The following is a 25920-nucleotide window of genomic DNA, read 5'->3' on the forward strand; positions in this document are numbered from 1 at the left end:
TATGAAAAACGAAACGTTTATTAATTTTTAGTTAAAATATTTAATCAAAAACTACAATTAACAATGTTAGATATATTAATTATTCAAATTTTCCATCAACATAATACCAAGATCCATTTTCAAATTTAAAAGTAGAAAACTCATAATGTACTTGTGGTTTATTATTTGAATCTAAAAAGTAAGCTTTAAATTCGACAGTCGTTTCTGTAAAACTAACAATTTCGAGTTGCTGCCATTTATTGGAAATGGCCCATTTTAAAATTTCAGGTTTCGAATAATATTTTCTTTCAGAAACATAAGTTGTTTCCAGCAGATAATCAGCATTATGAGAAGCATAAGCCGAATATCTCGAGCGCATTAACGACAGTGCAGAAGGTGCTTTTTGATTGTTCTCCAAATATAATCCGCAGCAATTTTCAAACAGTAATCCTGTATCGCAGAAGCATTTTTTATTCTCCATCAACTGGCTCTTCTCCATTAATTTTTACATGCAGCTGGTTTAATAAAACCTGATAACGGGTAATTTCTCTCACTTCATCATCTTCTTCTGCAAAATCAATCATTTCGTCTAATGTTTCGCTTACTTCCAATAATTTATTATTAGCTTCTCTTTCATTTTTTACAGCGATTAAATCGATGATTTCTTGTACGCTTGCTTTTAAGGTTTCAAATTTACTATTCATATATTTTTACTTTTTGTTTTTTTTGTTTCAGGTTTCAGGTTTCAGGTTCCACGCACAGAACGTTAACTTGAAACCTGAAAACTGAAACTTTTTACTCTTCTTTTTTGCTTTCGTTAAATTTCTTTACGATTTCTTTCAATTTTTCCTTGCGGGAAATTTCGGCCTGTTTCGCTTTTGCTTGGGCTTTGTGCAATTTATCGTTGTGCTTTTTAATATTTTTTTCGTTATTCCTTCCCATATATCTCTCTTTTAATTTGTTCTAAACTTTTCTCTGTGAAAATTAATTCGTTGATAATCTCTTTTCGTAAGTCATCAATATCCTCATAGTCAAAATGTTTTGCCCAAGAAGTTAGCTGCTGCAAATTTCTAATTTGTTTCAGTCTTTTTGTAGTTTCAAAACTTGTTCTCAAGACCGCTTTTCCATCATAATCTGGATTTTTTTTATGCTGATAATTAGCGAGATTCTTTTCAAAATCTGCTTCTATATAATAGAATTTTTCTTCTGCATTATCAGGATAAAATTCTTCCCACTTTGCAAAACCTATTTTAGTTTTCGATTCTGTTTCTGGCTCGCGGGCAATCAAACGCCATTTGCTGTTTGCCAATCTTCCCCAATGATTAGAAACGCGGTACATTCCTGCTTCTGTATAATAATAGGCACTTCCAGCTTTACTTTCAAATTGTTTCTTTAAACCTTCAATTTCATTCGGCAGCACTTCATGAAAGGCGCAAAAGGTATTTTTGAAAGAATTAGGATGTGGCTTAAAGTTTTTCTGCATGCTGCAAATATACTCAGATTGTGTGGAACTCCCTAAAACAAACATAAATTGATTATCTTTGCTTCGTAATTTCAAAATAAAAAAAGATGTCTAAAGATTTAGAACAAAAAATGCCGCAAAAAGGAGTTTTTACTGGTATTATAGAAAAAGATGAGAACAATAATTATTTCTGCGGCGAATATCTTTTAGACTATAAATTGGTTCAATCTAATTTTAAAGTTGGTGATTGGATTACTATAAAGTCAATTATTGAAAATCCAAGCGATATCAGTTATGACAAATATCCAAAGAAATCAAAAAACTTCGATAAGGCTAATCATAAGCCGGAATAGTTCTTTTTGTTTCAAGTTTATAGTTTCAAGTTTCAGGTTGGAACGTTTAATTTTTAACGCAGAGAGCGCAAAGTTTTTTTTATTTAAAGGAACGTTTATAAACACAAAGTTCACAAAGCTTTATCAATACAAAGCTTTTGCGAACTTTTGAGGTTTAATATAAAAGCTTGTAGAAATATTTGCACTCTGCGGTTAAATAAAACAAACCTTATTACCATCATAACACGTTATCAACACAAATCTTTGCGAACTTTACCTTTGTTCATTCACAAGCTTAAATAAAAATTCTTTGCGCACTTTGCGGTTAAATAAAAACAAACTTTATTACCATCGTAACACATTATTAACACAAAGCTTTGCGAACTTACCTTTGTTTATTCACAAGCTTAAATAAAAATTCTTTACGCACTTTGCGATAAAACGACCATTATATCAAATTTCTTTTAACTCTTAACGATTCCGTAACGAATATTTTTTCGATCAAAAGTAAAAAGTTAAAAAAAAGTGTACCTTTGCAAAAAATTTGTCGATTTGAACTAATTAATATCGATTTCAAACTAATAGACAAGTAGTTACCTTTTATTTATGAAAAAAATAGTTGAATACCGCAAGTTACTAAACGTAGAAAAGACTGCAGAGTTAAAAGAGTTAAAAACAATTTATCGTAATGCAATGAAAGAAGCGCATCCTGATAAATTTCAAGGAGATGACGCTGGTTTAAAAGAAGCAGAAGAGAAAAGTAAAACTATTATCGAAGCTTACCACTTTTTAGTAAGTATTCACCCTGAAACTATTAAACTTAATTTACCTGAGTACACAGAAACAATTTCAACTTGTACTATTACAGATTATAAATTTGTTGAAGGTCGTTTAATCATTGACTTTTCTAACGGAAGTGTTTACGAATACATTAGTGTTCCTAAAGCAACTTACGTTAAAATGGTAAATGCAGATTCTCCTGGAAGATTTGCAAAAAGACACATCTTAAACTCTTTTACTTGGAGAAAGAAAACAAACCAAGAATAGTTTTAAACACTATATTTACAAAAAAGCGCTCTGTTAAACGAGTGCTTTTTTTATGTCAAAAAATTTAAAAATCGCTTATATTGATTTAAAAATCATTTCTAATCAAGAGTTTCAAATCAAAAAAAACACACAAACACCCTGATTTAATGGGTTTTAAGACCAGAAAAACTATAACAAAATTTTAGGTTACAAAATTCTGTATGTTTTATAATTTTAGATACTTTTGTTGCACAAATCAATTAACTAATTAATTTTTTATAATGAAAAAAATACTTTTTGTACTTACAGCTTCTGCGGCTATCATTTCTTGCAGCAAAGTTAAAGATGGAGAATACCTAATTACAGGTACAGCTACAGGAATTGAAAACGGAAAAACTATTATTTTACAAGGTGCAGATCCTGCTACAAGAATGCCTGTTGCTCTTGATACAGTAAAAGTTGAAAACGGAAAATTTGAAATAAAAGGAAAAGTAACTGAACCAGCTTTCCATACATTAATTTTACAAGGAGCTAATGGTCCTATTCCATTAATTCTTGAAAGTGGAGAAATTAAAGTTGCAATTGATAAAGACAGTATCCAAAAATCTAAAGTTTCTGGAACTTACAACAACGATGAGTATGTAACTTTCATTGAAGATATTACAAAAACTCAAAAAAGCTTAATTGATTTTCAGAAAAAGAACAATCAAAAAATGCAGCAAGCACAGCAGGCTCAAGATACAGCAGTTATCAATGGCTTAATGAAACAATATATGGATATTCAAAAAGAAGTTGGAGAAAACAGCAAAAAGAAATATTATACTTATGCTGAAAGTCATCCAAAATCTTACATCACAGTTGTACTTATCCAAAATTTATTGAATGACCCAGCGGCTGATACTAAAAAATTAGAAAGCCTTTACAATTCTTTAGATGAGTCTATGAAAAATACAACTCCTGGAAAAGAAATTAAAACAAGATTTGGTCAAGCAAAAATGCCGTCTGTTGGTGCTACAGCTCCTCCAGTAGGAAGTGCTAAATGAAGAGCAGACTTTTCAGCTCCTAATCCAGAAGGAAAAGTAGTTTCGCTTAAACAAAGTTTAGGAAAAGTAACTATCGTCGATTTCTGGGCTTCATGGTGCGGACCATGCCGAAAAGAAAACCCAAATGTTGTTGCAATTTATAAAGAACTGCACTCAAAAGGTTTAAACATTATTGGAGTGTCTTTAGATAAAGATGCTGCAAAATGGAAAGAGGCGATTGCAAAAGATGGTTTAACTTGGACTCACGTTTCTAATTTAAAATTCTGGGACGAGCCAATTGCGAAACAATATAATGTTGAATCGATTCCTGCAACTTTTATTCTTGATGCATCAGGAAAAGTGGTTGCTCAAGACTTAAGAGGTCCAGAATTGAAAGCAAAAATCGTAGAACTGTTGTCAAAATAATCCTACTTTTTAAAAAAGTTTAAAAAATCTCCCTAGTGGAGATTTTTTTATTTTATTCAATTCCAATGAATTAAAAAATAACTTTAAAATAACTTAAAATTAAGTTCATTTTTTGTTTGCAAATGTAGAAAGAGTTCCTATCTTTGCAACCGCTTAGAACAACAAAGCACAACAAATAAAGCTTAAGGGGAGATACTCAAGCGGCCAACGAGGGCAGACTGTAAATCTGCTGTGTGAACTTCGCAGGTTCGAATCCTGCTCTCCCCACCAAAAAAGTCCTAATGAAAATTAGGACTTTTTTTATGCCTTAATTTTAATATCAAAATTCAAATCTACAGAATTACAGGTTTTTGTTTTAAAGCAATTTTCAATCTTCTTAAACACTTAAAAGTTTTACTGCACATTTGTGGCTCATCGTGCTTTTCAAAAATATTTCCCTCGAAAATAGGTCTTAAACAACTTTAGGTTCAATTATATTAAAAGTATATTACAGCTGTTAGTAATACACAAACTCCCTTAAAGAAAAGTTATAATTTGGACTTTTTTATTTAAATGAATATTAATTCATTTAACTTTACTGTATGAGACCATTAGATCCTGATAAAAGACAAAAAATTTTAAAGTCTGTATTTGTACTTACAGGTAAACAGGGATTAGCTAGTGTTACCATTTCAGGTATAAGCAAAATAGCCGGAATTGCCACTGGAACTTTGTATATCTATTTCAAAAATAAGGAAGAGGTGGTGCAGCTGGCCTATGCTACTGTAGAGGACAAAATGACACAGGCAATGTACCGTGATTTTGATATTAATGTACCAATAAAGGAATCTCTTAAGCAGATTTATATCAACATGCTCAACTACAGGCTTAATAACTATGACGAAACTGTATTTATTGACCAATATCAACAGTCAGGCTACATACAGCTGAATTTCACAAAACAACTGCTGGAGTATGAAAAACAGAACAAACCGCTATATGATCTTTTAGAAAAAGGACAGCAGGAAGGAATTATAAAAATACTGGATGCAATTGTACTTATCAGCTTTTTTGATGGTGCAGTACGTTCGTGTTCTACAGGAATCATCCAAAAGTTATTTCCACTCAGCCAGGAGCTCATAAATGACTCCTTTAATATGATTTGGAGAGGCATGAGCCAATAAGTTGGATTTTAAATAAGTAATTTTTCAATAATACATTTAATAATATATATCATGAGCATTTTTAAAGACAAAACAATTATTATTACTGGAGCAGCTATGGGTCTCGGACTAGCAGCAAGTAAAGCAGTAGCACTAAAAGGGGCTAATCTGTCTATTGTAGATTACAATGCAGAAGCACTCGAAAAAGCAAAAGCAGAAATCCAGTCAGTTGCATCAACTGCAAAAATCATAACTATAGTTGCTGACGTTTCAGATGAAGAAGCAGTCAAAAATTATGTAGATAAAACAGTGGAAGAGTTTGGCCGTATCGATGGATTCTACAATAATGCAGGTATCGAAGGAAAACAGGCACCATTAGTTGACTATGACATCAATATATTTAAAAAAGTAATTGACATCAATCTTATGGGTGTTTATTACGGCCTAAAATACGTGATTCCAGTAATGCAGAAACAAGGCGGAGGAAAAATTGTAAACGTCGCTTCTGTAGGCGGAATAAGAGGTGTCGTTAATCAAATGCCTTATGTTGCAAGTAAACATGCCGTTTCAGGTATGACCAAAAATGCCGCTATAGAATATGGTAAAGATGGAATATATACAAACGCAATTGCACCTGGCGCTATCTTGACACCAATGGTTGCGGAAGCTTTTAAACAGGTAAATCCATCCGATCCGAAAGCAGCTGAAACAACATACGCACAGAGAAATCCAACAAGACAATTAGGTAAACCGGAAGATGTAGGTAATCTTGTTGCATTCCTGCTTAGTGATGAATGCCAATACGTAAATGGGCAGACCATTGCAATTGACGGAGGAGAATCGAACCTTTATGGTAATTCATAATTCCAAATAATTTATTTAGAACGGATTATAGCATAGGCTGTAATCCGTTTTTTTATATAATCTTTTTATTGAGACTTTTTATAAAATGATTGTACGCAGGATAATTTTAAATTCAAATTTGCAGTTTATTTTTTAACCAATAATATCAAAGGATCGAAAGTAAAGGTTTATTTTATAACAAATTTAAAGCTTCTGCTGTTCGAACTGCTTCAATAGAATTACTGACGTTTAGTTTTTCCAGAATATTTTGTCTGTGCCTGTTTACTGTATTAATGCTGATATTGAGCTTTGATGCAATTTCTTTACTAATCACACCTTGGCTGATTAATACTAAAATTTCTTTTTCGCGAGAAGTCAGAAGATCCACACAATTTTCATACGTATCTACATAAAAAATTTCTCCTGTTTTAGTATTGATAATTTTTCCCTCAATACCATTTACCCCTGCTGTTTTTTCTACTAAATAATTATAAAGACAAACAGCAAGCCACAACCCTCCTTCTGAACTGTTTTTCATATAAAAACTGCGATGCAAAATATATTGGTATTCCTTTGTAGCGTTTAGGGTTCTGATTCTGCATTTTGTAGCATAATTTAATCTTTCCTCAGAAGGTATTGTTTTTAAGAAATTAAAAAACTCTAATTCTAAAAGATGTCTTTGAAAAAGATCATCGGGATGAATGCGGTTATAAATGTCCTCTTCCCAAATAGAATCAATTGTTGTAAATCCAGATGTATGAATATCAAAAAAACTCCCAAAATTACCTGCAAATATATAGCTCTTATTACTCGCTAAATCCGAGAGTACAGCAACTGAATTATCTAATTTAACGTATGCCTCCATCATTGCTATAGCCTCATTTAATGCTTCTTTACGCTTTTCAGGGCTGTCAATTGATTCAAAAGAAAATTTATCTTCCAGGTTCGAGATAGGATTCATAACTATAATTCGTTAGTTACTTACTAAGTTATAAGAAAGGAGATTAGAGTGATTTTAAAAATGGTTATATTTAACTATTGCTGTAAAAAACTCAAATTACATTCTTTGTAAATTATTAATAAAATTCAAATTTAAGAAATCATGAAGAGAATTCACTTAGTTTTAATATGTATATGCATTATGACTGTAAAAGGAAACGCTCAAAAACTAACTGCAATGAACTGGCTCAATGAACCAGCTGACTGGGAAATAAAAGACAATAAACTTATTATGCAGGTTACGCCTCAATCTGATTATTGGAACAAAAGCCATTATGGATTTACTGTTTACGACGGACCTTTTCTCTATACAGAAAGAAGCGGTGAGTTTGAAGTTGTGGTAAAAATGAGCGGTGTTTATAAGACTAGATTTGACCAAGTGTGCCTTATGCTTCGAATTGATGAAAATAATTATGTAAAAACTGGCGTAGAATATGTAGATGGAGTTTACAATATTAGTACCGTTCATACTATCGATAAAAGTTCATGGAGTGTTATGGGCTTAAAAGAAAAACCTAAAAATGTCTGGATGAAAGCCGTACGCCGACTAGACGCCTTGGAGATTTTTTATTCTATTGATGGAGTAAATTATACAATGACTAATACCGTGTATTTTCCTGAATTTAAAACAGTACAAGTGGGCATGATGGCAGCAAGTCCTGATGGAAAAGGATTTACGGCAACTTTTGAAGATTTTAAAATTACACACCTTCCAGATCAAAGACGTTTGGAGTGGTTGAAAAATAATCAATAGTTTTTTTGTAGAATTAGCCGTTGGGTGTAATGCAAAAAATTTAATTAAATAAATGGAAACATTATAGTCAACTTTTTTAGAAGGGGACAAATTTTAAAAAACCTCCAAAATCAAATGAATTTGGAGGTTTTAAAATTGTGGCAATTACTATTCGATATTATTTCAAATTATAATTAAAGAAACCTTCTAACTTATCGAAAGGAATAATATCTACTTTGTCATACAAATCAACGTGGACTGCATTTGGAATAATTATTAATTCTTTTGGTTCATTTGCTGCTTTAAAAATATCTTCACTAAAATATCTTGAATGCGCATTTTCTCCTGCGATTAAAAGCAATGGTCTTGGCGAAATTTCTTTTACATAAGTAAGTATTGGCATATTCATAAACGAGATTGGATTGGTTACCAGCCATGCTCCGTTTGAATTCACCGAATTAACGTGAAAACCACGCGGCGTTCTGTAATAATCAAAATATTCTTTTACAAATTGCGGTTCATCGCCTTTCAATGTTTCTGGTAAATTTCGGGGACTATCTGCCGGTTTTCCGGTTTCTGCATCTTTCCAGCGCTGCTCACCCAAGGTTTCCAATGTTTGGGCTCTTTGTTCTGGAGTTACAGAGTCATTGTAACCCTTTGACATTACTCTGGTCATATCGTATAAACTTGTCGTGGCAACGGCTTTTACTCGTTTATCAACAGCGGTTGCGTTTAGGGCAAAACCTCCAAAACCACAGATCCCGATGATCCCAATTTTATTTCTATCTACCTTTTTTTGTAATCCTAAAAAATCAACTGCCGCGCTAAAATCTTCGGTATTAATTTCTGGAGATGCTAGATTTCGTGGTTCGCCTCCGCTTTCTCCCGTATAAGACGGATCAAAAGCTAAAGCTAGAAAACCACGTTCTGCCATTTGACTGGCATATAATCCAGATGATTGTTGTTTTACAGCTCCAAAGGGTCCGCTGATTGCTAATGCAGGCAATTTTTCGTTTCCAGCATTTTTTGGAAGATATAAATCGCCGCTTAATGTAATGCCGTAACGGTTTTTAAAACTTACTTTTTGACGTAATACTTTATCACTTAATTGAAAAGTATAATGTTCTTTTGATGTATTCATTTTTTCTGAATTAGATTTTACTTTTTGTGCAAATGTTTGCCCTGTTATCAGCAATAATACTGCTATCGCAAATGCTTTTTTCATTTTATTAAATTAAATTGTTTTTAAAAATTTGGCAGGAACTCCGCCTACAACTGTATTATCAGGAACGTTTTTAGAAACTACGGCTCCAGCTGCAACAACTGCATTTTCTCCAATTGTTACGCCTGGTAAAATGGTAGCGTTGGCACCAATCCACGCATTTTTTTTGATGAGGATGGGTTTACCAATCAGCCCTTTTCTTTCCTTAGGATTTAATGGATGACTTTCGGTAATAAGGCTTACTTTCGGACCAATTAAAACTTCGTCTTCAATTGTAATTCCACCCAATGCCAAAAAGGTACAGTCAAAATTGACGAATACATTTTTGCCTATAGAAATATGTTTTCCTGAATTGATATATATGGGAGTAAATACCGCAACATCCTGAACTTCTTTATTTAAAATCCTGCTCAGTATCTGCACAATATCTTCAGGATTTGAAGAACTGTTCATCTGATTAAGTAATACTTTAACAGCGAATGCTTCCTCTCTCAATCTGCCCATTTGCGGATCGTTAGGAAGTATCGTTTCTCCAGCTAAAAGCCTGTCAAAAATATCTTTTTGAAATGGTGTAGAATCGGAAATAGGTTTTGTATCTGACATATTATTTGAATTAAATAAGAAGATACAAAGGTAAGACCGCCTTTAAGCAAGGCGGTAACGATTATCAATCCAAAGATTAAGAAATTCAAACTTCTGCTAAACGAAATGCTGTTGGATTGGTTCCTGTATTTTTTTTAAAGAAATTATTGAAGTAAGTTGGATAATCAAACCCAAGTGCATAACCAATTTCAGAAACACTCCAGTCGGTATGCAGCAAAAGTGCTTTTGCTTCTGTGATGACACGCTCGGTAATATGAGTCGTTGTCGATTTTCCCGTAACTTCTTTTATGGCTCGATTTAGGTAATTGACATGCACATTCAAGTGTTGTGCGTAATGTTGTGCTGTTTTTAATTGAAGCGGATTAGAAGTCGTTTCAATAGGAAATTGTCTTTCTAATAATTCCAAAAATACAGATGACAATCTAGAAGATGCATTTTTGTTTTGTTCGAAATTTTCAGAAGGTTCCATCTTTAAGGATTCATGTATAATAAGACTGATGTAATTGCGAATCAGCTCATCTTTAAAAACATAATCACTTTCCTGTTCCGAAATCATTTTATGAAAGATCGTATTAAGAAAAATTCTCTGCTCCTCTGTGATTTTTAACACGGGTGTTCCGCCAATTTTAAAAAAAGAAGATTGCTGCAGACTTTCTGAACGTTCGGAGTTTTTAAAAAACTCTTCTGAAAACAAAATAGTATACCCAATATAAGTCGTAGAAATTGTTTCCCATGAATACGGAATGTGCGGATTTCCAAAAAACAGAATCGTACCTTCCTGTTCATAAGTTTTATCAGAATAATGAATTTTGCTTTTACCAGTAGTCAGGCAGATTTTATAAAACTCCTTTCTACTGTAGGTTCTGGTTTCCGCACCATCATCTTCTATTTGGAATGCTTTAAACCCTTGCAGTTTCAGCTCGTTATTAAACTTGGAAACTTCTCTTATTATCTTCTCTTTCATTTTACAAAGTTAAGAAAATCAAACCTTATCAAAATTTTCTATTTCAATTTTAATCAAATTATTTTATTCTCGTTCACGCCATTTTATATTAGACAATCTAAAAAAGCTTTGAAACCAAAATTAGATTACAAAGCTTTTTTTTAAAATAAATATTAAGAAACAGGTCTCGATTCGATAATAAGGAAGTGAGCCACACGGTCTTTGATCAACCATTTTCCATTTTGAAACACATAACTATCATCGTATTTTACACTATAATCAGTCAAAATATCTTTTCCTTCAACATCTCTGATCATTTTGATTTGAGTAAAAGAAACTCCCGTAGCGGTTTCGCTGTCGATTTTTACCGTATGCTGCCCATTTAATGTAAAATAGGTTTTAACCAGAGAAGCATGATGGTTGAAATCTTTTTCCATACTTTCTCTTCCAGAAACATCGGCCACCAACGCACCGCCCATGTAGACTTTATATGTAACATCTGGTGTGAAAAGGTTCATTACGTCAGCGATTTTTTTGTCATCACTTAAATAGGCATAATCGTCAATAAGGTTTCTTAAATCTTCTTTTGTTCTTAAAATTTCTAGCGTCATAATTTTGTTGTTTAATTAAAATTGAAAAATTATTTTCTGTATTTATTACGAGTCAAAATTATATTATATTTGCTTACATTTTATTAGTAATTACCTAAAGGTTAGCAGGTAACAAACAGCATAGTTATGAATGAAACACAAGAAAACCAAGTAGATAACAAAGCATTTACAGATGAATGTCATAAAGTTTTAATGGCAGTTTCAGATGCTTTATATGCGATTGGCGGTAAATGGAAACTAATGATTATAATTGCGATGGCAAGAGGAAATAAACGATTTACCGAAATTCAAAGGCAGGTTACTGGAATCTCTGCACGAGTTCTTTCCAGCGAATTAAAAGAACTGGAAATGAATGGTTTTATCATCAAAAAAGTAGAAAATGGCTATCCTGTAAGCATAGAGTACGAACTGCTTCCTTATAGTCATACCCTTGAAGAAGTTGTTGGAGCAATGACCAAATGGGGAATGCAGCATCGAGAAAAAATTAAGAGCGAATCGTCTTCTGGAAAATTAAAAAATGATAAAAAGTCAAAGTAGATTTCTGTAATAAAAACATTACGAACGGACTGCCTTTTGGTGTTACAATGACCAATCCATATTGGGGATCACGTACGGAACTTATGGAAGTTGTAGGACTAGCTAGACAGGAAAAAATCCATATTGAAATTGAAAAGTTTGAATTAGAGCAGGCTAACGAAGTTTAGGACAAAATGCACCAAGGAAAAATAAAAGGGCGTGCAGTACTGATTCCGTAATTTCAAAATTAAAATCATATCCAAATATTCATTACTCGAATACTAAATGGCGTCAACTGAAAACACTTGGCGCCATTTTTTTATAAATAAGAATAAATATTAAATGATTTTCTTTACTCCAGGAATTAGTAAAATAAGTGATCCAAGTACAAAACTGCCAACTACTATTAAAGGGGCCACAGCTAAAAGTTTTACGGCAGGATCAATAGTCCAGTTTCTTAACGCTACAGTGAATACAACAATTACCAACGGATGAAAAATGTAAACGGCAAAACTACAACGGGATGCATTAGCAAGTAATTTAGACGAATTGTTCCAGCTTCTTTTTGCTTTAATTAAGATCGTCATCAATATTGAAAGGCCAATCCACTGTTCCCAGATGGCATATAACAATGCTTCCCAATGAAAACCGCCAGAAAACCAAGACGAAGGAGGTTTAAGTGTAAATTTGATTATAATGAATACAGAGAAAAACAATAAAGAGACTAATGCTGATATTTTAAATTGTCTTCCCATTTTATCAGAAAACTGTTCAAACCAATTGTTTTTTGCCGCTATTAATCCAACAATAAATAAAGCTATGTATTGCGGAAAATGCCCCAGCTGAAAACCGACTGGATCAAGAACCCAGCCCACAGGAAATTGGATTCTGACCAAAAAACTTACAACGCCCAATGCTAAAATGAAAAAGAATATCGTTTTTGAATTTGGTGTTTTTAAAGAGTTGTTAAAACTAACCTTAAAGATTTTTTTGACCGCAGCATATACCAAAACAAATAACAGCAATGCGGCAACAAACCAGGTAACGCCAAGATCAATCCAGCTGTCATATAAACTTAGATAATGAAAATAGTTGATATGATGCCCTTTTGCAAAATAATAGACAATATACGAAATGAATGGGGAAAGAATAAACGAGTTAAAAAGTATTGGAACTCCTAATCTGAGAAGTCGATCTTTAATGAACTTAGAAGTTCCTTTTCGGGAATACGAAGAACCGGTAAAGTAAGCCGCCAGCATAAAGAAATATCCCATGAAAAAAGATTGATTAATACTTACAAACAATGTCATCGGAATTCGTGCTGCAATTATACTGGTTTGTTCCGTATAATACCATCCGTCAGAAGAACTGTAAGCAATAAAAGTGTGGTGAAGTACAACTAATATGGTCAATAGAACTTTAATATTGTCTATGTATAGTAACTTATTTGAAGAAGAAACATTGGTAGTTGCGGCAATAGCTGCTGTTGACATAATAAATTGATTTAGCGTTATTGATGGCAAACATACAACAGGAAAATACAGCCACAGTAAGGCTTGTTACTGGCAACAAGCTTTTGTGACGAGCAACAAGCTTAAGCGATATATTTATTACGGAGCTCCTGATAATAGCTATTAAAACTATCAATTTGTTTTCTGGAAACGGGAATTTTTATACTGGTTTCATTAAAGGATAATAAGTAGCCTTGAGAATTTCCAGATACTTTTTCAACTTTAAACATATTGACTAAGTAGGTTCTATGACATCTAAAAAAGTGCGGATAATTGGTTACCTGAGTTTCAAATTGAGTTAAAGAAATTCTTTTTACTTCTGTAGAAATTTGGCGGCCGTCAAATTTAGTTAACTCGATATAGTTACCATCTGCTTTTGCAAAAAGTAATTGATCTATATCTAAACTGAAGTCATCCTGCTTTACCTGTGTGCTGATAAAAAGATTAGGCTTAAAAATTGTTTTTTCTGGCTCAACTGCCAGCGGAATAAATTGAAGAAAAAATGGAGATCCTTTTTTTGCTTCAAAATAGAAACTAGATAATCTCAGAAAAAAATAGAAAAAAATACCCGCAACAAGACAATTTCTGATTTCTTCAAACAAATAATTCCAAGACCAGTTGTTGGGATTGTTATAGAGTAAATCCCGTATCAAGAAACTTCCTGTGCCAATTAACACTAATAGTACTCCTATCTGAATGTATTCTTGAAGTAAAGTCCATTTCGTTTGATTTTTCGTTTTTCTGAAATAATTCAATACACCGAAATAAACAAATAAAATAAGTGCCGGAACTAAAGCATGAAAAAAGCAAATGAACAAATAATGCATCTTGAGTTCTGGATCGTAGACTCCAAATGGTTTAAACAATAACAGAAATATTAGAATGATAAAAAACACAATAACAGAGCTTTTGATAAGATTTTGAGACTGATATCGATCTGGATATGCAAGTTCCTTTCTTAAATGTTCTGTATTGATGTAAAATGTCATATGCCTTTTTGGGTTTAAAAATACAAAAAATAGCATGGCTTGCTTTTTTTGTTGTAATAGAAAAAATCTCTTTCAATAAATTTTAGGTCATTTTTCTAATTTGAAAACAATAAAATATATTCCTCATGAAAGAAAAAAGCTAAAAAAGAAGATATTCTTCTATGTTTACAATCTTTTTAATTAAAAGTCACTTACTTTTAGGTAACTACTTTAAGTTCTATTTCTTAAGAGATTTCAATTTTAAACTTTAGAATTAGACACTAGTGTTTTGGAAACAAAAAACCATAAAACCTGGTCTAAAATTATTCATTACTAACTATGAATAAACACTTTAACACTAAAAAATATATATTCTCTAACTTAGTTTTTTTATTTAAAAGGTATGTCAAATTATAAAAAATGAACGTAACAAAATAACAAATTACGTTCATAAAAAGACATAATCGGGAAGCAGAAAATTGTTATTCAAAAAATCTTATTTGGATTTAATCTAAATAGATATAAATTTGCGGTCTAAAAATAAATAACCGCCATGAAGTTTACATTCTCATTATTGCTGCTTGCCGTTTTTAATATTGGCTTGGCTCAGAATGCCAAAATTACCGGAAAAATTGTTTCCGAAAATAACGAAGCTGTTTCCTATGCTTCGGTTTCCATAAAAAGTCTTAAAAAAAATACAGTTTCTGATGACAAAGGAAATTTTGAAATCAGTAATCTTGCTGCTGGAAGCTATACCGTTTATTTCTCGGCAATGGGATTTACTGTTGAACAAAAAAACATCGAACTAAATGAAAATGAAAGTCTTGATCTCTCTGTAGTTTTAAAAGAAAACATCAATACTTTACAAACAGTTGAAATTACAGGACGTAAAGAGAAATCGTATCGAAATACAAAATCGTTTATAGGAGCAAAAACAGAAATTGCTCTAAAAGATTTACCGCAGGCAGTATCTTATGCGACCAAGGAGTTAATCGCAGATCAGGGTTCTATCCGCGTAGGCGAAGTGGTAAAAAACTTCAGCGGGGTAAGTCAGTTTACTTTTTATGATGATATTTCGATTAGAGGTTTTAGAATAAACGGAGGAAGTAACACACAGCTGCTTAACGGAATGCGAACTTCTACAGGTTTCTGGAAACAGCCGCTTGCCAATTATCTGGAGCGTGTTGAAGTTTTAAAAGGGCCTTCTTCTGCTTTGTTTGGAAACGCTTCTCCTGGAGGAGTTATAAACAGAGTTACCAAAAAACCTTTGGATCAGGCGGCTAACAGCGTGAGTTTTTCTACCGGAAGTTTTAATACTTTAAGAGCTTTGGCCGATTTTACAGGACCATTGACTGAAGATAAATCGCTTTTATACCGATTGAATTTAGGTTATGAAAATGCAAATTCTTTTAGAGATTTACAATTTGATAAAAATATTGTCCTTGCTCCTTCCCTTTCCTTTCTTCCAAATGACAAAACCAGTGTGAATTTTGATTTAATTTATACAAGTTCAAAAAGTATACTGGATCGTGGACAATCGACGTATGAAAATAATTTATACTCTACCAAAACATCCAACTCTTTAAACTCTACAAATGATTATTTAAATGAAGAAACTTACATTGTAACGACTTCCTTAAATCATCAGTTTTCAGATCGTTTATCATTTTCTGGATCTTATATCCGAACAGGTTATACAGAAGATCTTTTAGAGCATCGCGGTGCTAATAAATATGCCTCTGCGGGCGATGGAACTACGATTCCAACTTCTATTGAAATGCAGGTTTTTATGCGTAAACGTAAACGCTATATTGATAATCTTTCGACCTTTTTTAAATACGAAGCCAAAACTGGAGCTTTAGACCATAACCTGATTTTGGGTTACGATTATGCGCAAGAGCAAGTACCAGCGGGAGGTTCGCAACTGCAGGCGACAGGATATAGAAATGCTGCTAATACTGGATCAATTGCAACTTACAACCCTGCTAATAAAGCTAATTATTTATTGGATGCCAAAGGAAATCCGGTACCAAACGTAGCGCATTTTGACTTGACCAATCCGTCTGGATCACAACAGTTAAAAGACATGAGTAAGTATTTTTATGCGGCTCGCCCTTTTGATCCTACTTTTTATTCATTGTACGGAGTTTACCTTCAGGATCATATTAAATTTGGTGCATTTCAGGCTTTAATTGGAGTGCGTTACGACGAATACACGGATAAGGAAAACTATAAAAAAGCTGCAGAAAACAAGGTAAAACAACACTCGTTTTTACCACGATTCGGACTTACTTATACGCTAAATCCAAATATTAACTTATACGGAACTTATGTAAAAGGATACAATCCGCAGACGGCTTCTTCTTTATCAAATCCAAATTCTGGAGGGCCTTTCGATCCGTTAGAAAGCAATATGATTGAGTTTGGAGGAAAATCTTCATGGTTTAAAGAGAAACTTTTTGTAACCGTTGCGGTTTTCAAAATTCAGCAGAAAAACACTTTATATCCGGCAAACGATATAACAAATCCTGATTTAATGCGTGCGATAGGTGAAGAAGAATCTAAAGGTATCGAAATTGATTTGAACGGAAATATCACAAGAAACTGGAGTATCTCTGCTGCTTATTCATATAACGAAGCTGCAATTTCTGATAGTCCAATCGAATCTGAAATTGGAAGACAAAAACCAAACACGCCTCGTCAGCAGGGAAATTTATGGACACGTTATAATTTTACAGACGGAGCGTTAAAAGATTTTGGTCTTGGTTTTGGAACTAATTTTGCCACTACGCGTACATTAAGCCAAACAGACACTCAGACAATTCCAGGTTACACTTTATTTAATGCTGCATTGTATTACAACATCAATAAATTTAAAATTCAGGTAAATGCTAATAACATATTAAACAAAACCTATTGGGTTGGTGGTTATGATTTTATTCGTTTGTTCCCAGGTGCGCCTTCAAACTGGCTTTTAACTCTTGGTTATTCGTTTTAAAAAGCTTTAATTATATTTGGAAATATTTTTCCGCATCCTTTTACATGAACAAAACATTTAAAAAAAACATTGGTTTTTTACATTTATGGCTCGGACTTTCGTCCGGGCTTATTGTATTTATAGTAGCTCTAACTGGAAGCATTTTAGTTTTTGAAAAAGAAATTGATGCTTTCATAAATCCTGAATTTTATAAAGTTTCGACTGTCGGAACAAAAAAAATACCTGTAGATTTTTACGTTAATGCCATTCAGAAAAAATATAAAATAACCGAATTAGATCGCATTCAAACTTATCACGATCCGGAAAGAAGTGTAATTATTTCTGGAACCGATGCCGACAAAAAGGATCAGATTTTCTCTATCGATCCATATACTGGAAAAGTATTAGCGTCAGTTCCTGAAAAAAGCAGGTTTTTCTCTGTCGTACTTGATTTGCACAGGCATTTAATTTTAGGAGAAGTTGGCAAATTTATTACCGGCTGCAGTTGTCTTATTTTTGCTTTTATGCTCATTTCGGGTCTTATTTTATGGTGGCCGAAAAAAATAAAAAACCTTAAACAAAGATTAACCGTAAAATGGAGTGCTTCTTTTAAAAGAGTTAATTGGGATTTTCATTCGAATTTTGGTTTCTACAGCTTTTTATTTCTTCTAACAATATCGCTGACAGGACTAGCATGGTCTTTTAAATGGTTTGAAAGCGGGATTTATTTATTGGCAGATGGAACCACCAAAAAGCCTTCGGCAAAAGTAGAAAATCCGACGAAAGTCGATCCTAAACTTGAGAAAACGTTCTTTTATCAAAACATATTTTCAAAAACAGACAGCATATACACCTATAAAGGAGATACGCAAATCAGAATTCCTTCAGACACTATAAATAGTATCATGGTGATCAAACTTAATCTTGAAAAATCGATTCCGAATATTTCAAGTATGGCGTATTTTGATAAATATACGGGCGACCTTTTAAAAATAAAGCCTTACGAATCTTTTAGTAATGGCGATAAAGTGCGACGTCTTATTTATCCTATTCATACAGGAAGTATTTATGGTTATCCAACAAAAATCATAGCCTTCTTGGTATGCCTTTTTGCGGCGACACTGCCTATTACAGGATTGTTGATCTGGCTGGGAAGGAAGAAGAAAAAGTAAAAAGGTTTTTACCGCAAAGAGCGCAAAAGTTTTTTCGCAAAGTTCGCAAGATTTTCTATTAATCACGCAAAGTCGCAAAGATAATACACTTTGCGCCTTAGCGACTTTGCGTGAAATAAATTAACAAAGCTTACACAAACTTCGCGACTTTGCGTGAAATAAGCTACCAAAGCTTACACAAATTTTGCGACTTTTCGACTTCGCGACTTTGCGTGAAATAAATTAACAAAGCTTATAAAAACTGTATGAGAAACAAATCCACAAACTATACACAAAGCTTTGCGAACTTTATAAATTAACTACTTAAAAAAAATCTCAGCGCTCTTTGCGGTAAAAAAAAAGCAAAATTTTAGTAGTAACTCAGAGAAGAGTTTGCTCTTTTTTGGAAGTAAAGATAACTAGTCGTAGTACCTGTATATCGTAAACGTATCTGAGAATTAGTAAACTCAAATAACTTCCAATTAAAATTTAATTTTCCAAGTAATTGAGATGTGAAATTCAGTTTCAATTCTCCAACACCATATTGAATGGTACTTTCCCACTGCCCTGTTTCTGTAACTGTTCCATTGCTGGCCACGACTGTTTTGTCACTTTTAAAAACAAATGAATAGCCGCTGTAATTTGAAGTCTTTACAGAACCATCAAAAAAATACGGAATTTCCCAGGACCCGTTTGTTATGGTTTGTGTAAAATCTAGTGTTACAATGTTATTTTCTGGACAGTAATCAATAGCATATTTAATAGCATTTTCGAACTCCAAATTATTTGTAATCGCCTTTGTCTGCCCATTGTAATCTGCAATAGCAATTGGATATTTTAAAGAAATATACTGACTGTCATTTAAATTTTTAATAAAATTAAAAAATGCCTGATCGCTTATTATAGTTTGAGAACTTCCAATTTGACTGGCGCTGTTATAAGTATTAATCGTTATAGGATAATTGATATTTAAGCCGTTAATTTTAGATAAAAGATCTGGATACGAATTCCAATAATCGATTAAAGAATCAAAATCTGCCTGATTTGGAATAAATTTTTCGATGTAATTATAGTATACCATCGTTACAGGAAAATCTATTTTTACAATATCGTCGTCATAAGTACTGGCGTTAATATTATCGATTACTTTTTGATAATCTGAGGTAGAATTTACTGCAATCTGCTCGTTATTTACAGTAATGGTATACGGAAGTTTTATGGTACAATAACTAGATCCGTCGATCATATTATCCTGTACGGTTTTAACCATCGCAACCCTTTGCAGATAAGTGGTAAGCGGCGAAACACTGGTAATTGTTCCTTGCGCATTATCGTTCTGCTCATCTGTTTCGCTTTGGCAGGAAAACAGTAAGAACATTAAAACTGCGATTGATAAATATTTTTTCAAAAGGAACATATTTATATTTTTACAAAGGTAATAATTTAAAGAAAAGTTTTTTTATTAAATTAACATCTAGGCTTTCAGTATCTTCTTCAATACTAAATTATCAAAAGCCAATAGCATTTTAATCTTCTATAAAACAATCAGCTTTGCTTTTACCCTACTTAAATTAAAAACAAATACTTTTGCGTGGTACAAATTGAAAATCTAAATGCCATCTAAAAACGAATCTAATACTTGCGATGAAATCATTTTTTCATCTTTTTTCAAAAGTCATATAAAAGCACTTCGGAACTTTCTTTTTTACAAATTTGGCAGCATAGACCAAGCAGAAGATGTCGCTCAGGAAGCTTTTGTAAAACTTTGGCAGAACTGCGCTTCGGTACCACTAGAAAAAGCAAAATCATACATTTACACCATTGCAAATAACAGCAGTCTTAATGCAATTGCGCACCAAAAAGTGGTTTTGAGGTATGAAAAAAACTTTACCGGTTTAGATAAAACAAATGAAAGTCCGGAATATCTTTTGGAAGAAAAACAATTTCAGGCTAAACTTTTGAAAGCCATCGAAAACTTAAACGAAAAACAACGCACCGCTTTCTTAATGCATCGAATAGACGGTAAAAAGTACAGTGAAATTGCTTTAGAGTTAAACATCAGCGTGAAAGCGGTAGAAAAACGCATTCATTTGGCTTTGTTAAGCTTACGTAAAGAAATTGATTTATAAAAGTAGGGTAAATTTAGTTCTAATTGTTTTAATTAAATAATACGATAAAATGAAAAAAAATCGCTTATTAGCAAAATGGCTCAATGATGATTTATCTCCGGATGAATTAGCGGCATTTGAGGCAGGTCCCGATTTTGAAAAATATAAAAAGATAAAAGAGTATACGAATCATTTAGAAGTAAATGATTTCGATGAAAATGCAATGCTTTCTACCATTTTGAGCCATAAAAAAACGACTCCAAAAGTAGTTCCTTTATACAAAAAAATGATTTTTAAAGCGGCTGCAATATTTATTTTTGCGCTTGGAATTACCTTTGTAATGAATTTTTTCATACCTGAATCACAAACAGCAGATTTTGGAGAAAAAACCACATTTTCGTTACCCGATAATTCGGAAGTAGTACTAAACTCAGGTTCTGAAATCAATTATAAAAAATGGAACTGGGACAACAACAGACATTTGAAACTTAAGGGAGAAGCTTATTTTAAAGTCGCTAAAGGTCATAAATTTGAAGTAGAAACGCGTCTTGGAAAAGTAACCGTTTTAGGAACTCAATTTAATGTTAAAGTCAGAAAAAACAGGTTTGATGTAGTGTGCTATGAAGGTCGAGTAAAAGTAAATTATGCTGCAATGCAAATTCTATTAACTCACGGACAAAGCGTAAGTTTTGAAAATGGAAAAGAAATTAAAATAACGGTGAATTCTCTGAAACCGGAATGGATGAACAATCAAATATGTTTTTATAAAGAAAACATTAGAAGCCTTTTAGACGAAGTTGAAAGACAATATAATATTAAAATTGAATTAAATACAAAAGATACTATTGCTCTATTTACTGGAAAATTACCAGCAAAAGACTTAGAGACAGCCTTGCAGATTATTAGTACAACCTATCATTTAGAGGCCAAAAAAGCCTCTGGAAATAAAATAATTTTTGACGAAAAATAAATGCTGCGCCCCAGACAATTTCATTTTTTGTTTTTTCTTTTCTTTCTTGTCCTCAATCTTTTTGGTCAGGACAAAGGAAAAGCTGTGCCTTTTAAAAAAATAATAATTGATATTGAAAAACAGCATGGGGTTAGTTTTAATTATACCGAAGACAATATTGCAGATCTGGAATTAAATCCTCCGAAAAAATCACTTTCACTAGATCAGAAACTGGACTATCTTTCTATAAAAACCAATTTATCATTTGAAAATATTGGAAACCAATTCATCAATATTTATAAAAAAGAGCGTGAACAAAGAATAATCTGCGGTTATGTTTTCTCTGCTTTGGATAAAAAACCCATAGAAAACGCTAATATCAGCTTACTTAACAAAACTCAATTTACAACCGATTCAGAAGGTTATTTTGAGTTTCCGAAAGAAGACAGAAATACTTTTATAATTAGTCACGTTGGTTTTGTTTCTAAAAGAATCACAACTGGAAATTCCGATTCTAAAAATTGTCTTCAGATTGTTTTAGAGCCTGAAATTACAGAACTACATGAGATTAAAACTAATGCTATTCTAGCTTCGGGGATTTCAAAAAATGCTGATGGATCTATTCAAATCAAACCTAAAAAATTTGGAATCCTGCCCGGACTTATTGAACCAGATGCTTTACAAACTATGCAGCAAATTCCAGGCGTAAACAGTCTGGATGAAAGTGTATCGAGCATCAATGTACGCGGCGGCACGCACGATCAAAATTTGTTTTTGTGGAATGGAATACGAATGTTTCAAACGGGACATTTTTTTGGTTTAATATCTGTTTTTAACCCCAATCTGGCACACACGATTTCTATTTACAAAAATGGCAGTTCTGCTTTTTACGGAGAAAGTGTTTCCAGCGTTGTAGCGATTTGTTCTAATCCTGAAACAGCAGAAAAAAATGCTTTTAGCGCGGGAATCAATATGATTAATGCTGATGTTTATGCAAAGTATAATCTTTCGAAAAAAAGTTATATAGAAATTTCGGCACGTAAGTCGATTACAGATTTTGTAGAAACTCCTACTTACAAGGAATATTTCGACAAAATATTTCAAAACACCACGATTACTGATTTTTCTCAAAATCAAAATATAGATTATAAGAGTGATAAAAAATTTGGTTTCTATGATGCTACGCTGAAGTACGCGCAAAAAATAGGCTCAAAAGATCAGTTAATTTTAGATTTGATTACCATAAAAGACAATCTGGAAGTTTTTCAAAGCGCGACTGTTTACGACATCAATAAATCTGAAAACAATGTTTTGCGCCAGCAGAATTACGGTGGAAATTTATTATGGAAAAGAAACTGGAACAACTTCAATACCACGAAAATTAATGTTTACAACTCTTCTTATGAACTTTTGGCGAACCAAAAAACAACTCTTGCAGACCAAGTTGTGATTCAGGAAAATACCGTTAACAATAATGGCGTTAATTTAGAGAACAATCATATTATTAACTCTAAATTCAGCTTAAACGATGGTTATCAGTTTAATGAAATTGGTATTACTAATCTGGAGCAAGTAGTTAATCCGGATTTCTATCGTAAAGTTAAAGACGTTTTGAGAACTCATGCTTTTATTGTTGAAGGAAAATACAACGACACGATTTCCAGAATCTATTTTAAAGCGGGAACGCGAATTAATTATATTGAAAAATTTAAAAAATACATTGTAGAACCGCGCTTGCAATTTAGCTACGGCATTAATAAAAATCTAAATTTAGAGTTGCTCGGCGAGATGAAAAGTCAGAATTCACAACAAATAATTGATTTACAAAAGGATTATTTCGGTATTGAAAAAAGGCGCTGGATTATCTCCAATAATACTACAATCCCTATTCAGAGAAGCAGACAGTTATCTTTAAATTTATTTTACAAAAAAAACGACTGGCTTCTGGATATCGAAAATTTCTACAAAAAAGTAAGCGGTATTACAACTTCTAGTCAGGGTTTTCAGAACCAGTTGGAGTTTGTAAGAACAACGGGGGACTATGAAATTTGGGGAGCAGAAATGCTGGTTCAGAAAAAAATGAATCACTTTCTAACTTGGTTGAGCTATACGTATAACCATAATAATTATCATTTTGCTAATTATGGATACCCAACTTTTCCCAATAATTTTCAATTAATGCATACGGTTTCGTGGGCAGGAATTTACGAGAAAAACAATTTTAAAATTGCTTTGGGAACAAAATGGTCTTCGGGCAGACCCAAAACATCTCCTGATCTTTCTCAATTTGATCCATCAGATCCTGTTTTGTTATACAATAAACCAAACAGTACTAACCTGCGTATCTTTTCGCAGGTTAACATTTCCTCTACTTATAAGTGGGAAACCGCAGATGGAATTCAATACAAAATAGGAATTTCCATTTTAAATATCTTAAATAGGAAAAACGAAATCAGCGAATATTATAGAATAAGTTCCCTAACAAATTCTATAGAAGAAGTTGAAACATTCGCCTTACAAAGAACTCCAAATGTGAGTTTTAGAGTTTCTCTTTAACACCATTTCTACAAGAGTTTTAAGAACTCTTATTCTTCTTTTTTATTTTTTTTCAAAAAACATCAATTCTTTGGTAGGGTAATCTGCACCAAGGCTGTTTCATTTATAGAATCATAATTTGATCGAACAGCTTTTGAAATGAAAAACCTAGAAAATTCAACAAACAATACATCGGCGATAAGCACTGCATCAGAATACAAATCTGAAATCGTGCCTATCATGGATGCTCTATATATTATAAACGGAAAGTGGAGAATTCCGATCACTTTAGTATTGATGGAAGGCAACAAAAGGTTTTCTGAAATTCAAAAAGAAGTACACAAAATCACTTCAAAAGTTTTAGCTCATGAATTAAAGGAAATGGAGCTAAACGGATTTGTTGAAAAAAAACCAAATGCCCAAAGTCAAGCCAAGACGGAATACCAATTAACAGACTACAGCTTTTCGCTTGAACCTATTTTAAAATCGTTACGGGATTTTGGTATTCTGCACAGGAATAAAATGCGTAATGAAATCTTTTCATCAAAATAAAGCAATTATTAATTAAAAAAACTGACCCCAAAAAAAACCATCATATGAAAAGGAAAAAAACAGCAATTATTACAGCGATACTATTGATAGCAGTTTCAGCCGGTATCTATTTTTATTACGGATTTCTATTTAAAGAAGCCCGTAATATAGAATCAGAGGCGCCAGATTATGAAATAACAGCGGTAAAACTCCTTGATGATTACAACTCAAATCCAAAAAAAGCAGATTCCTTATACCTCAACAAAACTATTGAAATTACCGGCGTAGTTACCAAACAAACAGATTCTGTAAATACCGTTGAGGGTAACGTTTTTTGTCTCTTCAATCAAAAAATAAAAGCCGAGCTGGTCAATACAAAAGTAACGGTTAAAGGAAAATGTATTGGCTATGATGAATTATTTCAGGAAGTCAAATTAGATCAGTGCACATTAATAAACAAACAAATCAAATAATCAATTTATGAAGAAATTTTTAGTTCCAATCTGCCTTTTTCTGGCGACCATGGCATACTCGCAAGATGATTTACTGAATAGTCTTGATTCTACTCAGGTAGAAGAAAATTATTCCAGCGCAACTTTCAAAGCTTTACAGCTCGTGACGCTGCAGACTACCAAAATGCCTGCAAAAAAAGAATTTTATTTTGTGGTTTCGCACCGATTTGGAACTGTTAAAGATGGTTTTGACAGTTTTTTTGGACTTGATAATGCGACTACAAAGCTAGGCGGAATTTATGGGGTTACAGACTGGTTATCAGTAAGTCTGTCGAGACATACGTTGAATAAAATGTATGAAACCGGACTTAAATATAGATTGACAAGACAAGGCGATAATTTTCCTTTGGACATTGTTGGATACAGCGTTGCCGATATCAATACTTTTTTAGAAAAAGAACAATATCCAGGTTTAGAATTTAAGCATCGTATGACGTACGTACAGCAATTGCTGGTCTCTAGAAAAGTTAGTGAAAAGCTGTCAGTAGAATTAGTTCCCTCATTTATACACAAAAACCTTTATAATCCTGATATCGAAAGAGACAATCAGTTTTCTTTTGGCGGAGGCGGACGTTATAAAATCACTAAAAGATTATCTGTCAATTTAGAATACATGCACAATTTTGACAAACCAGACTTTTATAAAAACCCACTTTCTGTAGGTCTTGATGTAGAAACAGGCGGACACGTTTTTCAATTAATATTTACCAATTCACAATCGATGAGTGAAAGCGGTTACCTCACAAATGCGAGCGGTGACTGGGGCAAAGGAGATTTCTTCTTCGGATTTAACTTATACAGAGTATTTTAATAACTATA

At 32.8% G+C, this 25920-nt stretch carries 27 protein-coding genes, 1 tRNA gene and 1 pseudogene; 17 read left to right on the plus strand and 12 right to left on the minus strand.

Annotation, left to right across the window (positions count from 1 at the left end; all coding sequences use genetic code 11):
* Positions 1-79: 79 nt before the first annotated feature.
* The 4 genes from BSF42_RS16680 to BSF42_RS16695 all read right to left on the minus strand — a co-directional run bounded on the left by BSF42_RS16680 (position 80) and on the right by BSF42_RS16695 (position 1462).
* Complete coding sequence (locus tag BSF42_RS16680; protein ID WP_253251091.1) at positions 80-478, minus strand: YchJ family protein; 399 nt, start codon at positions 476-478, stop codon at positions 80-82.
* Entirely contained in the window at positions 450-683 is a 234-nt protein-coding gene (locus BSF42_RS16685) for a hypothetical protein (RefSeq protein WP_095954230.1), read from the minus strand. Before BSF42_RS16685 ends, BSF42_RS16680 begins: the two co-directional genes overlap by 29 nt.
* Before the next feature lie 91 nt (positions 684-774).
* Positions 775-921, minus strand: coding sequence for a hypothetical protein (locus BSF42_RS22515; RefSeq protein ID WP_095954231.1), 147 nt, complete (start codon positions 919-921; stop codon positions 775-777).
* Positions 908-1462: a hypothetical protein gene (locus tag BSF42_RS16695; protein ID WP_095954232.1), complete on the minus strand. Its 555-nt coding sequence runs from the start codon at positions 1460-1462 to the stop codon at positions 908-910. The genes BSF42_RS22515 and BSF42_RS16695 overlap by 14 nt, the downstream gene beginning before the upstream one ends.
* Positions 1463-1548: 86 nt before the next feature.
* Here BSF42_RS16695 and BSF42_RS16700 point away from each other — a divergent pair, with 86 nt between their 5' ends.
* From BSF42_RS16700 to BSF42_RS16730, 7 genes and pseudogenes are all read left to right on the plus strand, one after another.
* On the plus strand, positions 1549-1794 hold the full coding sequence (locus BSF42_RS16700; RefSeq protein WP_095954233.1) for a hypothetical protein: 246 nt from the start codon (positions 1549-1551) through the stop codon (positions 1792-1794).
* 585 nt (positions 1795-2379) lie between these two features.
* Complete coding sequence (locus tag BSF42_RS16705) at positions 2380-2820, plus strand: KTSC domain-containing protein (protein ID WP_095954234.1); 441 nt, start codon at positions 2380-2382, stop codon at positions 2818-2820.
* A gap of 260 nt (positions 2821-3080) precedes the next feature.
* On the plus strand, positions 3081-3842 hold the full coding sequence (locus tag BSF42_RS16710) for a DUF4369 domain-containing protein (protein ID WP_095954235.1): 762 nt from the start codon (positions 3081-3083) through the stop codon (positions 3840-3842).
* 18 nt (positions 3843-3860) lie between these two features.
* Positions 3861-4247: pseudogene (locus BSF42_RS22520) on the plus strand (peroxiredoxin family protein); the annotation flags it as partial.
* Between the two features lie 186 nt (positions 4248-4433).
* Positions 4434-4517: transfer RNA gene (locus BSF42_RS16720), tRNA-Tyr, on the plus strand.
* A 311-nt stretch (positions 4518-4828) separates the two neighbouring features.
* Positions 4829-5410: a TetR/AcrR family transcriptional regulator gene (locus BSF42_RS16725; protein ID WP_095954237.1), complete on the plus strand. Its 582-nt coding sequence runs from the start codon at positions 4829-4831 to the stop codon at positions 5408-5410.
* A 51-nt stretch (positions 5411-5461) separates the two neighbouring features.
* Positions 5462-6253 (plus strand): glucose 1-dehydrogenase, encoded by a 792-nt coding sequence (locus BSF42_RS16730; RefSeq protein WP_095954238.1) that lies wholly within the window; start codon positions 5462-5464, stop codon positions 6251-6253.
* A gap of 172 nt (positions 6254-6425) precedes the next feature.
* Here the strand turns inward: BSF42_RS16730 and BSF42_RS22715 are convergent, their stop codons facing one another.
* Positions 6426-7193 carry a response regulator transcription factor gene (locus BSF42_RS22715; RefSeq protein ID WP_095954239.1) on the minus strand — a complete coding sequence of 256 codons (768 nt, stop codon included), beginning with the start codon at positions 7191-7193 and terminating at the stop codon, positions 6426-6428.
* 141 nt (positions 7194-7334) lie between these two features.
* On the opposite strand from BSF42_RS22715, the gene BSF42_RS16740 reads away from it, so the two are divergent.
* On the plus strand, positions 7335-7985 hold the full coding sequence (locus BSF42_RS16740) for a DUF1349 domain-containing protein (protein ID WP_095954240.1): 651 nt from the start codon (positions 7335-7337) through the stop codon (positions 7983-7985).
* Between the two features lie 157 nt (positions 7986-8142).
* Here the strand turns inward: BSF42_RS16740 and BSF42_RS16745 are convergent, their stop codons facing one another.
* The 4 genes from BSF42_RS16745 to BSF42_RS16760 form a co-directional block, all read right to left on the minus strand.
* Positions 8143-9189, minus strand: coding sequence for an alpha/beta hydrolase (locus tag BSF42_RS16745; protein WP_095954241.1), 1047 nt, complete (start codon positions 9187-9189; stop codon positions 8143-8145).
* A gap of 9 nt (positions 9190-9198) precedes the next feature.
* Positions 9199-9789 (minus strand): DapH/DapD/GlmU-related protein, encoded by a 591-nt coding sequence (locus BSF42_RS16750; RefSeq protein ID WP_095954242.1) that lies wholly within the window; start codon positions 9787-9789, stop codon positions 9199-9201.
* An 85-nt stretch (positions 9790-9874) separates the two neighbouring features.
* The gene (locus tag BSF42_RS16755; protein ID WP_095954243.1) at positions 9875-10753 is read right to left on the minus strand and encodes an AraC family transcriptional regulator; all 879 of its coding nucleotides are present in this window, start codon (positions 10751-10753) and stop codon (positions 9875-9877) included.
* A gap of 152 nt (positions 10754-10905) precedes the next feature.
* Positions 10906-11343: a nuclear transport factor 2 family protein gene (locus BSF42_RS16760; protein WP_095954244.1), complete on the minus strand. Its 438-nt coding sequence runs from the start codon at positions 11341-11343 to the stop codon at positions 10906-10908.
* A gap of 126 nt (positions 11344-11469) precedes the next feature.
* Here BSF42_RS16760 and BSF42_RS16765 point away from each other — a divergent pair, with 126 nt between their 5' ends.
* Positions 11470-11880: a helix-turn-helix domain-containing protein gene (locus tag BSF42_RS16765; RefSeq protein WP_095954245.1), complete on the plus strand. Its 411-nt coding sequence runs from the start codon at positions 11470-11472 to the stop codon at positions 11878-11880.
* 317 nt (positions 11881-12197) lie between these two features.
* Here the strand turns inward: BSF42_RS16765 and BSF42_RS16775 are convergent, their stop codons facing one another.
* Positions 12198-13352: an acyltransferase gene (locus BSF42_RS16775; protein ID WP_095954246.1), complete on the minus strand. Its 1155-nt coding sequence runs from the start codon at positions 13350-13352 to the stop codon at positions 12198-12200.
* A 101-nt stretch (positions 13353-13453) separates the two neighbouring features.
* Positions 13454-14359: a LytTR family transcriptional regulator DNA-binding domain-containing protein gene (locus BSF42_RS16780; RefSeq protein ID WP_172426713.1), complete on the minus strand. Its 906-nt coding sequence runs from the start codon at positions 14357-14359 to the stop codon at positions 13454-13456.
* Between the two features lie 532 nt (positions 14360-14891).
* Here BSF42_RS16780 and BSF42_RS16785 point away from each other — a divergent pair.
* Positions 14892-17336, plus strand: coding sequence for a TonB-dependent receptor (locus tag BSF42_RS16785; RefSeq protein ID WP_095954248.1), 2445 nt, complete (start codon positions 14892-14894; stop codon positions 17334-17336).
* A gap of 44 nt (positions 17337-17380) precedes the next feature.
* Complete coding sequence (locus BSF42_RS16790) at positions 17381-18487, plus strand: PepSY domain-containing protein (protein ID WP_095954249.1); 1107 nt, start codon at positions 17381-17383, stop codon at positions 18485-18487.
* A gap of 349 nt (positions 18488-18836) precedes the next feature.
* Here BSF42_RS16790 and BSF42_RS16795 read toward each other — a convergent pair whose 3' ends face one another.
* Positions 18837-19883, minus strand: coding sequence for a hypothetical protein (locus BSF42_RS16795; RefSeq protein WP_095954250.1), 1047 nt, complete (start codon positions 19881-19883; stop codon positions 18837-18839).
* Between the two features lie 196 nt (positions 19884-20079).
* On the opposite strand from BSF42_RS16795, the gene BSF42_RS16800 reads away from it, so the two are divergent.
* The 6 genes from BSF42_RS16800 (at position 20080) to BSF42_RS16825 (ending at position 25912) form a co-directional block, all read left to right on the plus strand.
* Entirely contained in the window at positions 20080-20595 is a 516-nt protein-coding gene (locus BSF42_RS16800) for an RNA polymerase sigma factor (protein ID WP_095954251.1), read from the plus strand.
* Between the two features lie 49 nt (positions 20596-20644).
* On the plus strand, positions 20645-21544 hold the full coding sequence (locus BSF42_RS16805; RefSeq protein ID WP_095954252.1) for a FecR family protein: 900 nt from the start codon (positions 20645-20647) through the stop codon (positions 21542-21544).
* Between the two features lie 84 nt (positions 21545-21628).
* A complete protein-coding gene (locus BSF42_RS16810; RefSeq protein WP_253251093.1) occupies positions 21629-24079 on the plus strand; it encodes a TonB-dependent receptor in 2451 nt (816 codons plus the stop codon).
* Positions 24080-24217: 138 nt separating this feature from the next.
* A complete protein-coding gene (locus BSF42_RS16815) occupies positions 24218-24610 on the plus strand; it encodes a helix-turn-helix domain-containing protein (protein ID WP_095954254.1) in 393 nt (130 codons plus the stop codon).
* Positions 24611-24654: 44 nt separating this feature from the next.
* On the plus strand, positions 24655-25062 hold the full coding sequence (locus tag BSF42_RS16820) for a hypothetical protein (RefSeq protein ID WP_095954255.1): 408 nt from the start codon (positions 24655-24657) through the stop codon (positions 25060-25062).
* A 7-nt stretch (positions 25063-25069) separates the two neighbouring features.
* Positions 25070-25912, plus strand: coding sequence for a DUF5777 family beta-barrel protein (locus BSF42_RS16825; RefSeq protein ID WP_095954256.1), 843 nt, complete (start codon positions 25070-25072; stop codon positions 25910-25912).
* Positions 25913-25920 lie beyond the last annotated feature (8 nt).

Origin of the sequence: Flavobacterium sp. ACN6, from assembly GCF_002304005.1 — a bacterium.
Lineage (GTDB): Bacteria > Bacteroidota > Bacteroidia > Flavobacteriales > Flavobacteriaceae > Flavobacterium.

Bases quoted from the DNA above. Each gene is read 5' to 3' on its own strand.
- BSF42_RS16680 (WP_253251091.1), bottom strand. From the start codon at position 478: ATGGAGAAGAGCCAGTTGATGGAGAATAAAAAATGCTTCTGCGATACA.
- BSF42_RS16685 (WP_095954230.1), bottom strand. From the start codon at position 683: ATGAATAGTAAATTTGAAACCTTAAAAGCAAGCGTACAAGAAATCATC.
- BSF42_RS22515 (WP_095954231.1), bottom strand. From the start codon at position 921: ATGGGAAGGAATAACGAAAAAAATATTAAAAAGCACAACGATAAATTG.
- BSF42_RS16695 (WP_095954232.1), bottom strand. From the start codon at position 1,462: ATGCAGAAAAACTTTAAGCCACATCCTAATTCTTTCAAAAATACCTTT.
- BSF42_RS16700 (WP_095954233.1), top strand. From the start codon at position 1,549: ATGTCTAAAGATTTAGAACAAAAAATGCCGCAAAAAGGAGTTTTTACT.
- BSF42_RS16705 (WP_095954234.1), top strand. From the start codon at position 2,380: ATGAAAAAAATAGTTGAATACCGCAAGTTACTAAACGTAGAAAAGACT.
- BSF42_RS16710 (WP_095954235.1), top strand. From the start codon at position 3,081: ATGAAAAAAATACTTTTTGTACTTACAGCTTCTGCGGCTATCATTTCT.
- BSF42_RS16725 (WP_095954237.1), top strand. From the start codon at position 4,829: ATGAGACCATTAGATCCTGATAAAAGACAAAAAATTTTAAAGTCTGTA.
- BSF42_RS16730 (WP_095954238.1), top strand. From the start codon at position 5,462: ATGAGCATTTTTAAAGACAAAACAATTATTATTACTGGAGCAGCTATG.
- BSF42_RS22715 (WP_095954239.1), bottom strand. From the start codon at position 7,193: ATGAATCCTATCTCGAACCTGGAAGATAAATTTTCTTTTGAATCAATT.
- BSF42_RS16740 (WP_095954240.1), top strand. From the start codon at position 7,335: ATGAAGAGAATTCACTTAGTTTTAATATGTATATGCATTATGACTGTA.
- BSF42_RS16745 (WP_095954241.1), bottom strand. From the start codon at position 9,189: ATGAAAAAAGCATTTGCGATAGCAGTATTATTGCTGATAACAGGGCAA.
- BSF42_RS16750 (WP_095954242.1), bottom strand. From the start codon at position 9,789: ATGTCAGATACAAAACCTATTTCCGATTCTACACCATTTCAAAAAGAT.
- BSF42_RS16755 (WP_095954243.1), bottom strand. From the start codon at position 10,753: ATGAAAGAGAAGATAATAAGAGAAGTTTCCAAGTTTAATAACGAGCTG.
- BSF42_RS16760 (WP_095954244.1), bottom strand. From the start codon at position 11,343: ATGACGCTAGAAATTTTAAGAACAAAAGAAGATTTAAGAAACCTTATT.
- BSF42_RS16765 (WP_095954245.1), top strand. From the start codon at position 11,470: ATGAATGAAACACAAGAAAACCAAGTAGATAACAAAGCATTTACAGAT.
- BSF42_RS16775 (WP_095954246.1), bottom strand. From the start codon at position 13,352: ATGTCAACAGCAGCTATTGCCGCAACTACCAATGTTTCTTCTTCAAAT.
- BSF42_RS16780 (WP_172426713.1), bottom strand. From the start codon at position 14,359: ATGACATTTTACATCAATACAGAACATTTAAGAAAGGAACTTGCATAT.
- BSF42_RS16785 (WP_095954248.1), top strand. From the start codon at position 14,892: ATGAAGTTTACATTCTCATTATTGCTGCTTGCCGTTTTTAATATTGGC.
- BSF42_RS16790 (WP_095954249.1), top strand. From the start codon at position 17,381: ATGAACAAAACATTTAAAAAAAACATTGGTTTTTTACATTTATGGCTC.
- BSF42_RS16795 (WP_095954250.1), bottom strand. From the start codon at position 19,883: ATGTTCCTTTTGAAAAAATATTTATCAATCGCAGTTTTAATGTTCTTA.
- BSF42_RS16800 (WP_095954251.1), top strand. From the start codon at position 20,080: ATGCCATCTAAAAACGAATCTAATACTTGCGATGAAATCATTTTTTCA.
- BSF42_RS16805 (WP_095954252.1), top strand. From the start codon at position 20,645: ATGAAAAAAAATCGCTTATTAGCAAAATGGCTCAATGATGATTTATCT.
- BSF42_RS16815 (WP_095954254.1), top strand. From the start codon at position 24,218: ATGAAAAACCTAGAAAATTCAACAAACAATACATCGGCGATAAGCACT.
- BSF42_RS16820 (WP_095954255.1), top strand. From the start codon at position 24,655: ATGAAAAGGAAAAAAACAGCAATTATTACAGCGATACTATTGATAGCA.
- BSF42_RS16825 (WP_095954256.1), top strand. From the start codon at position 25,070: ATGAAGAAATTTTTAGTTCCAATCTGCCTTTTTCTGGCGACCATGGCA.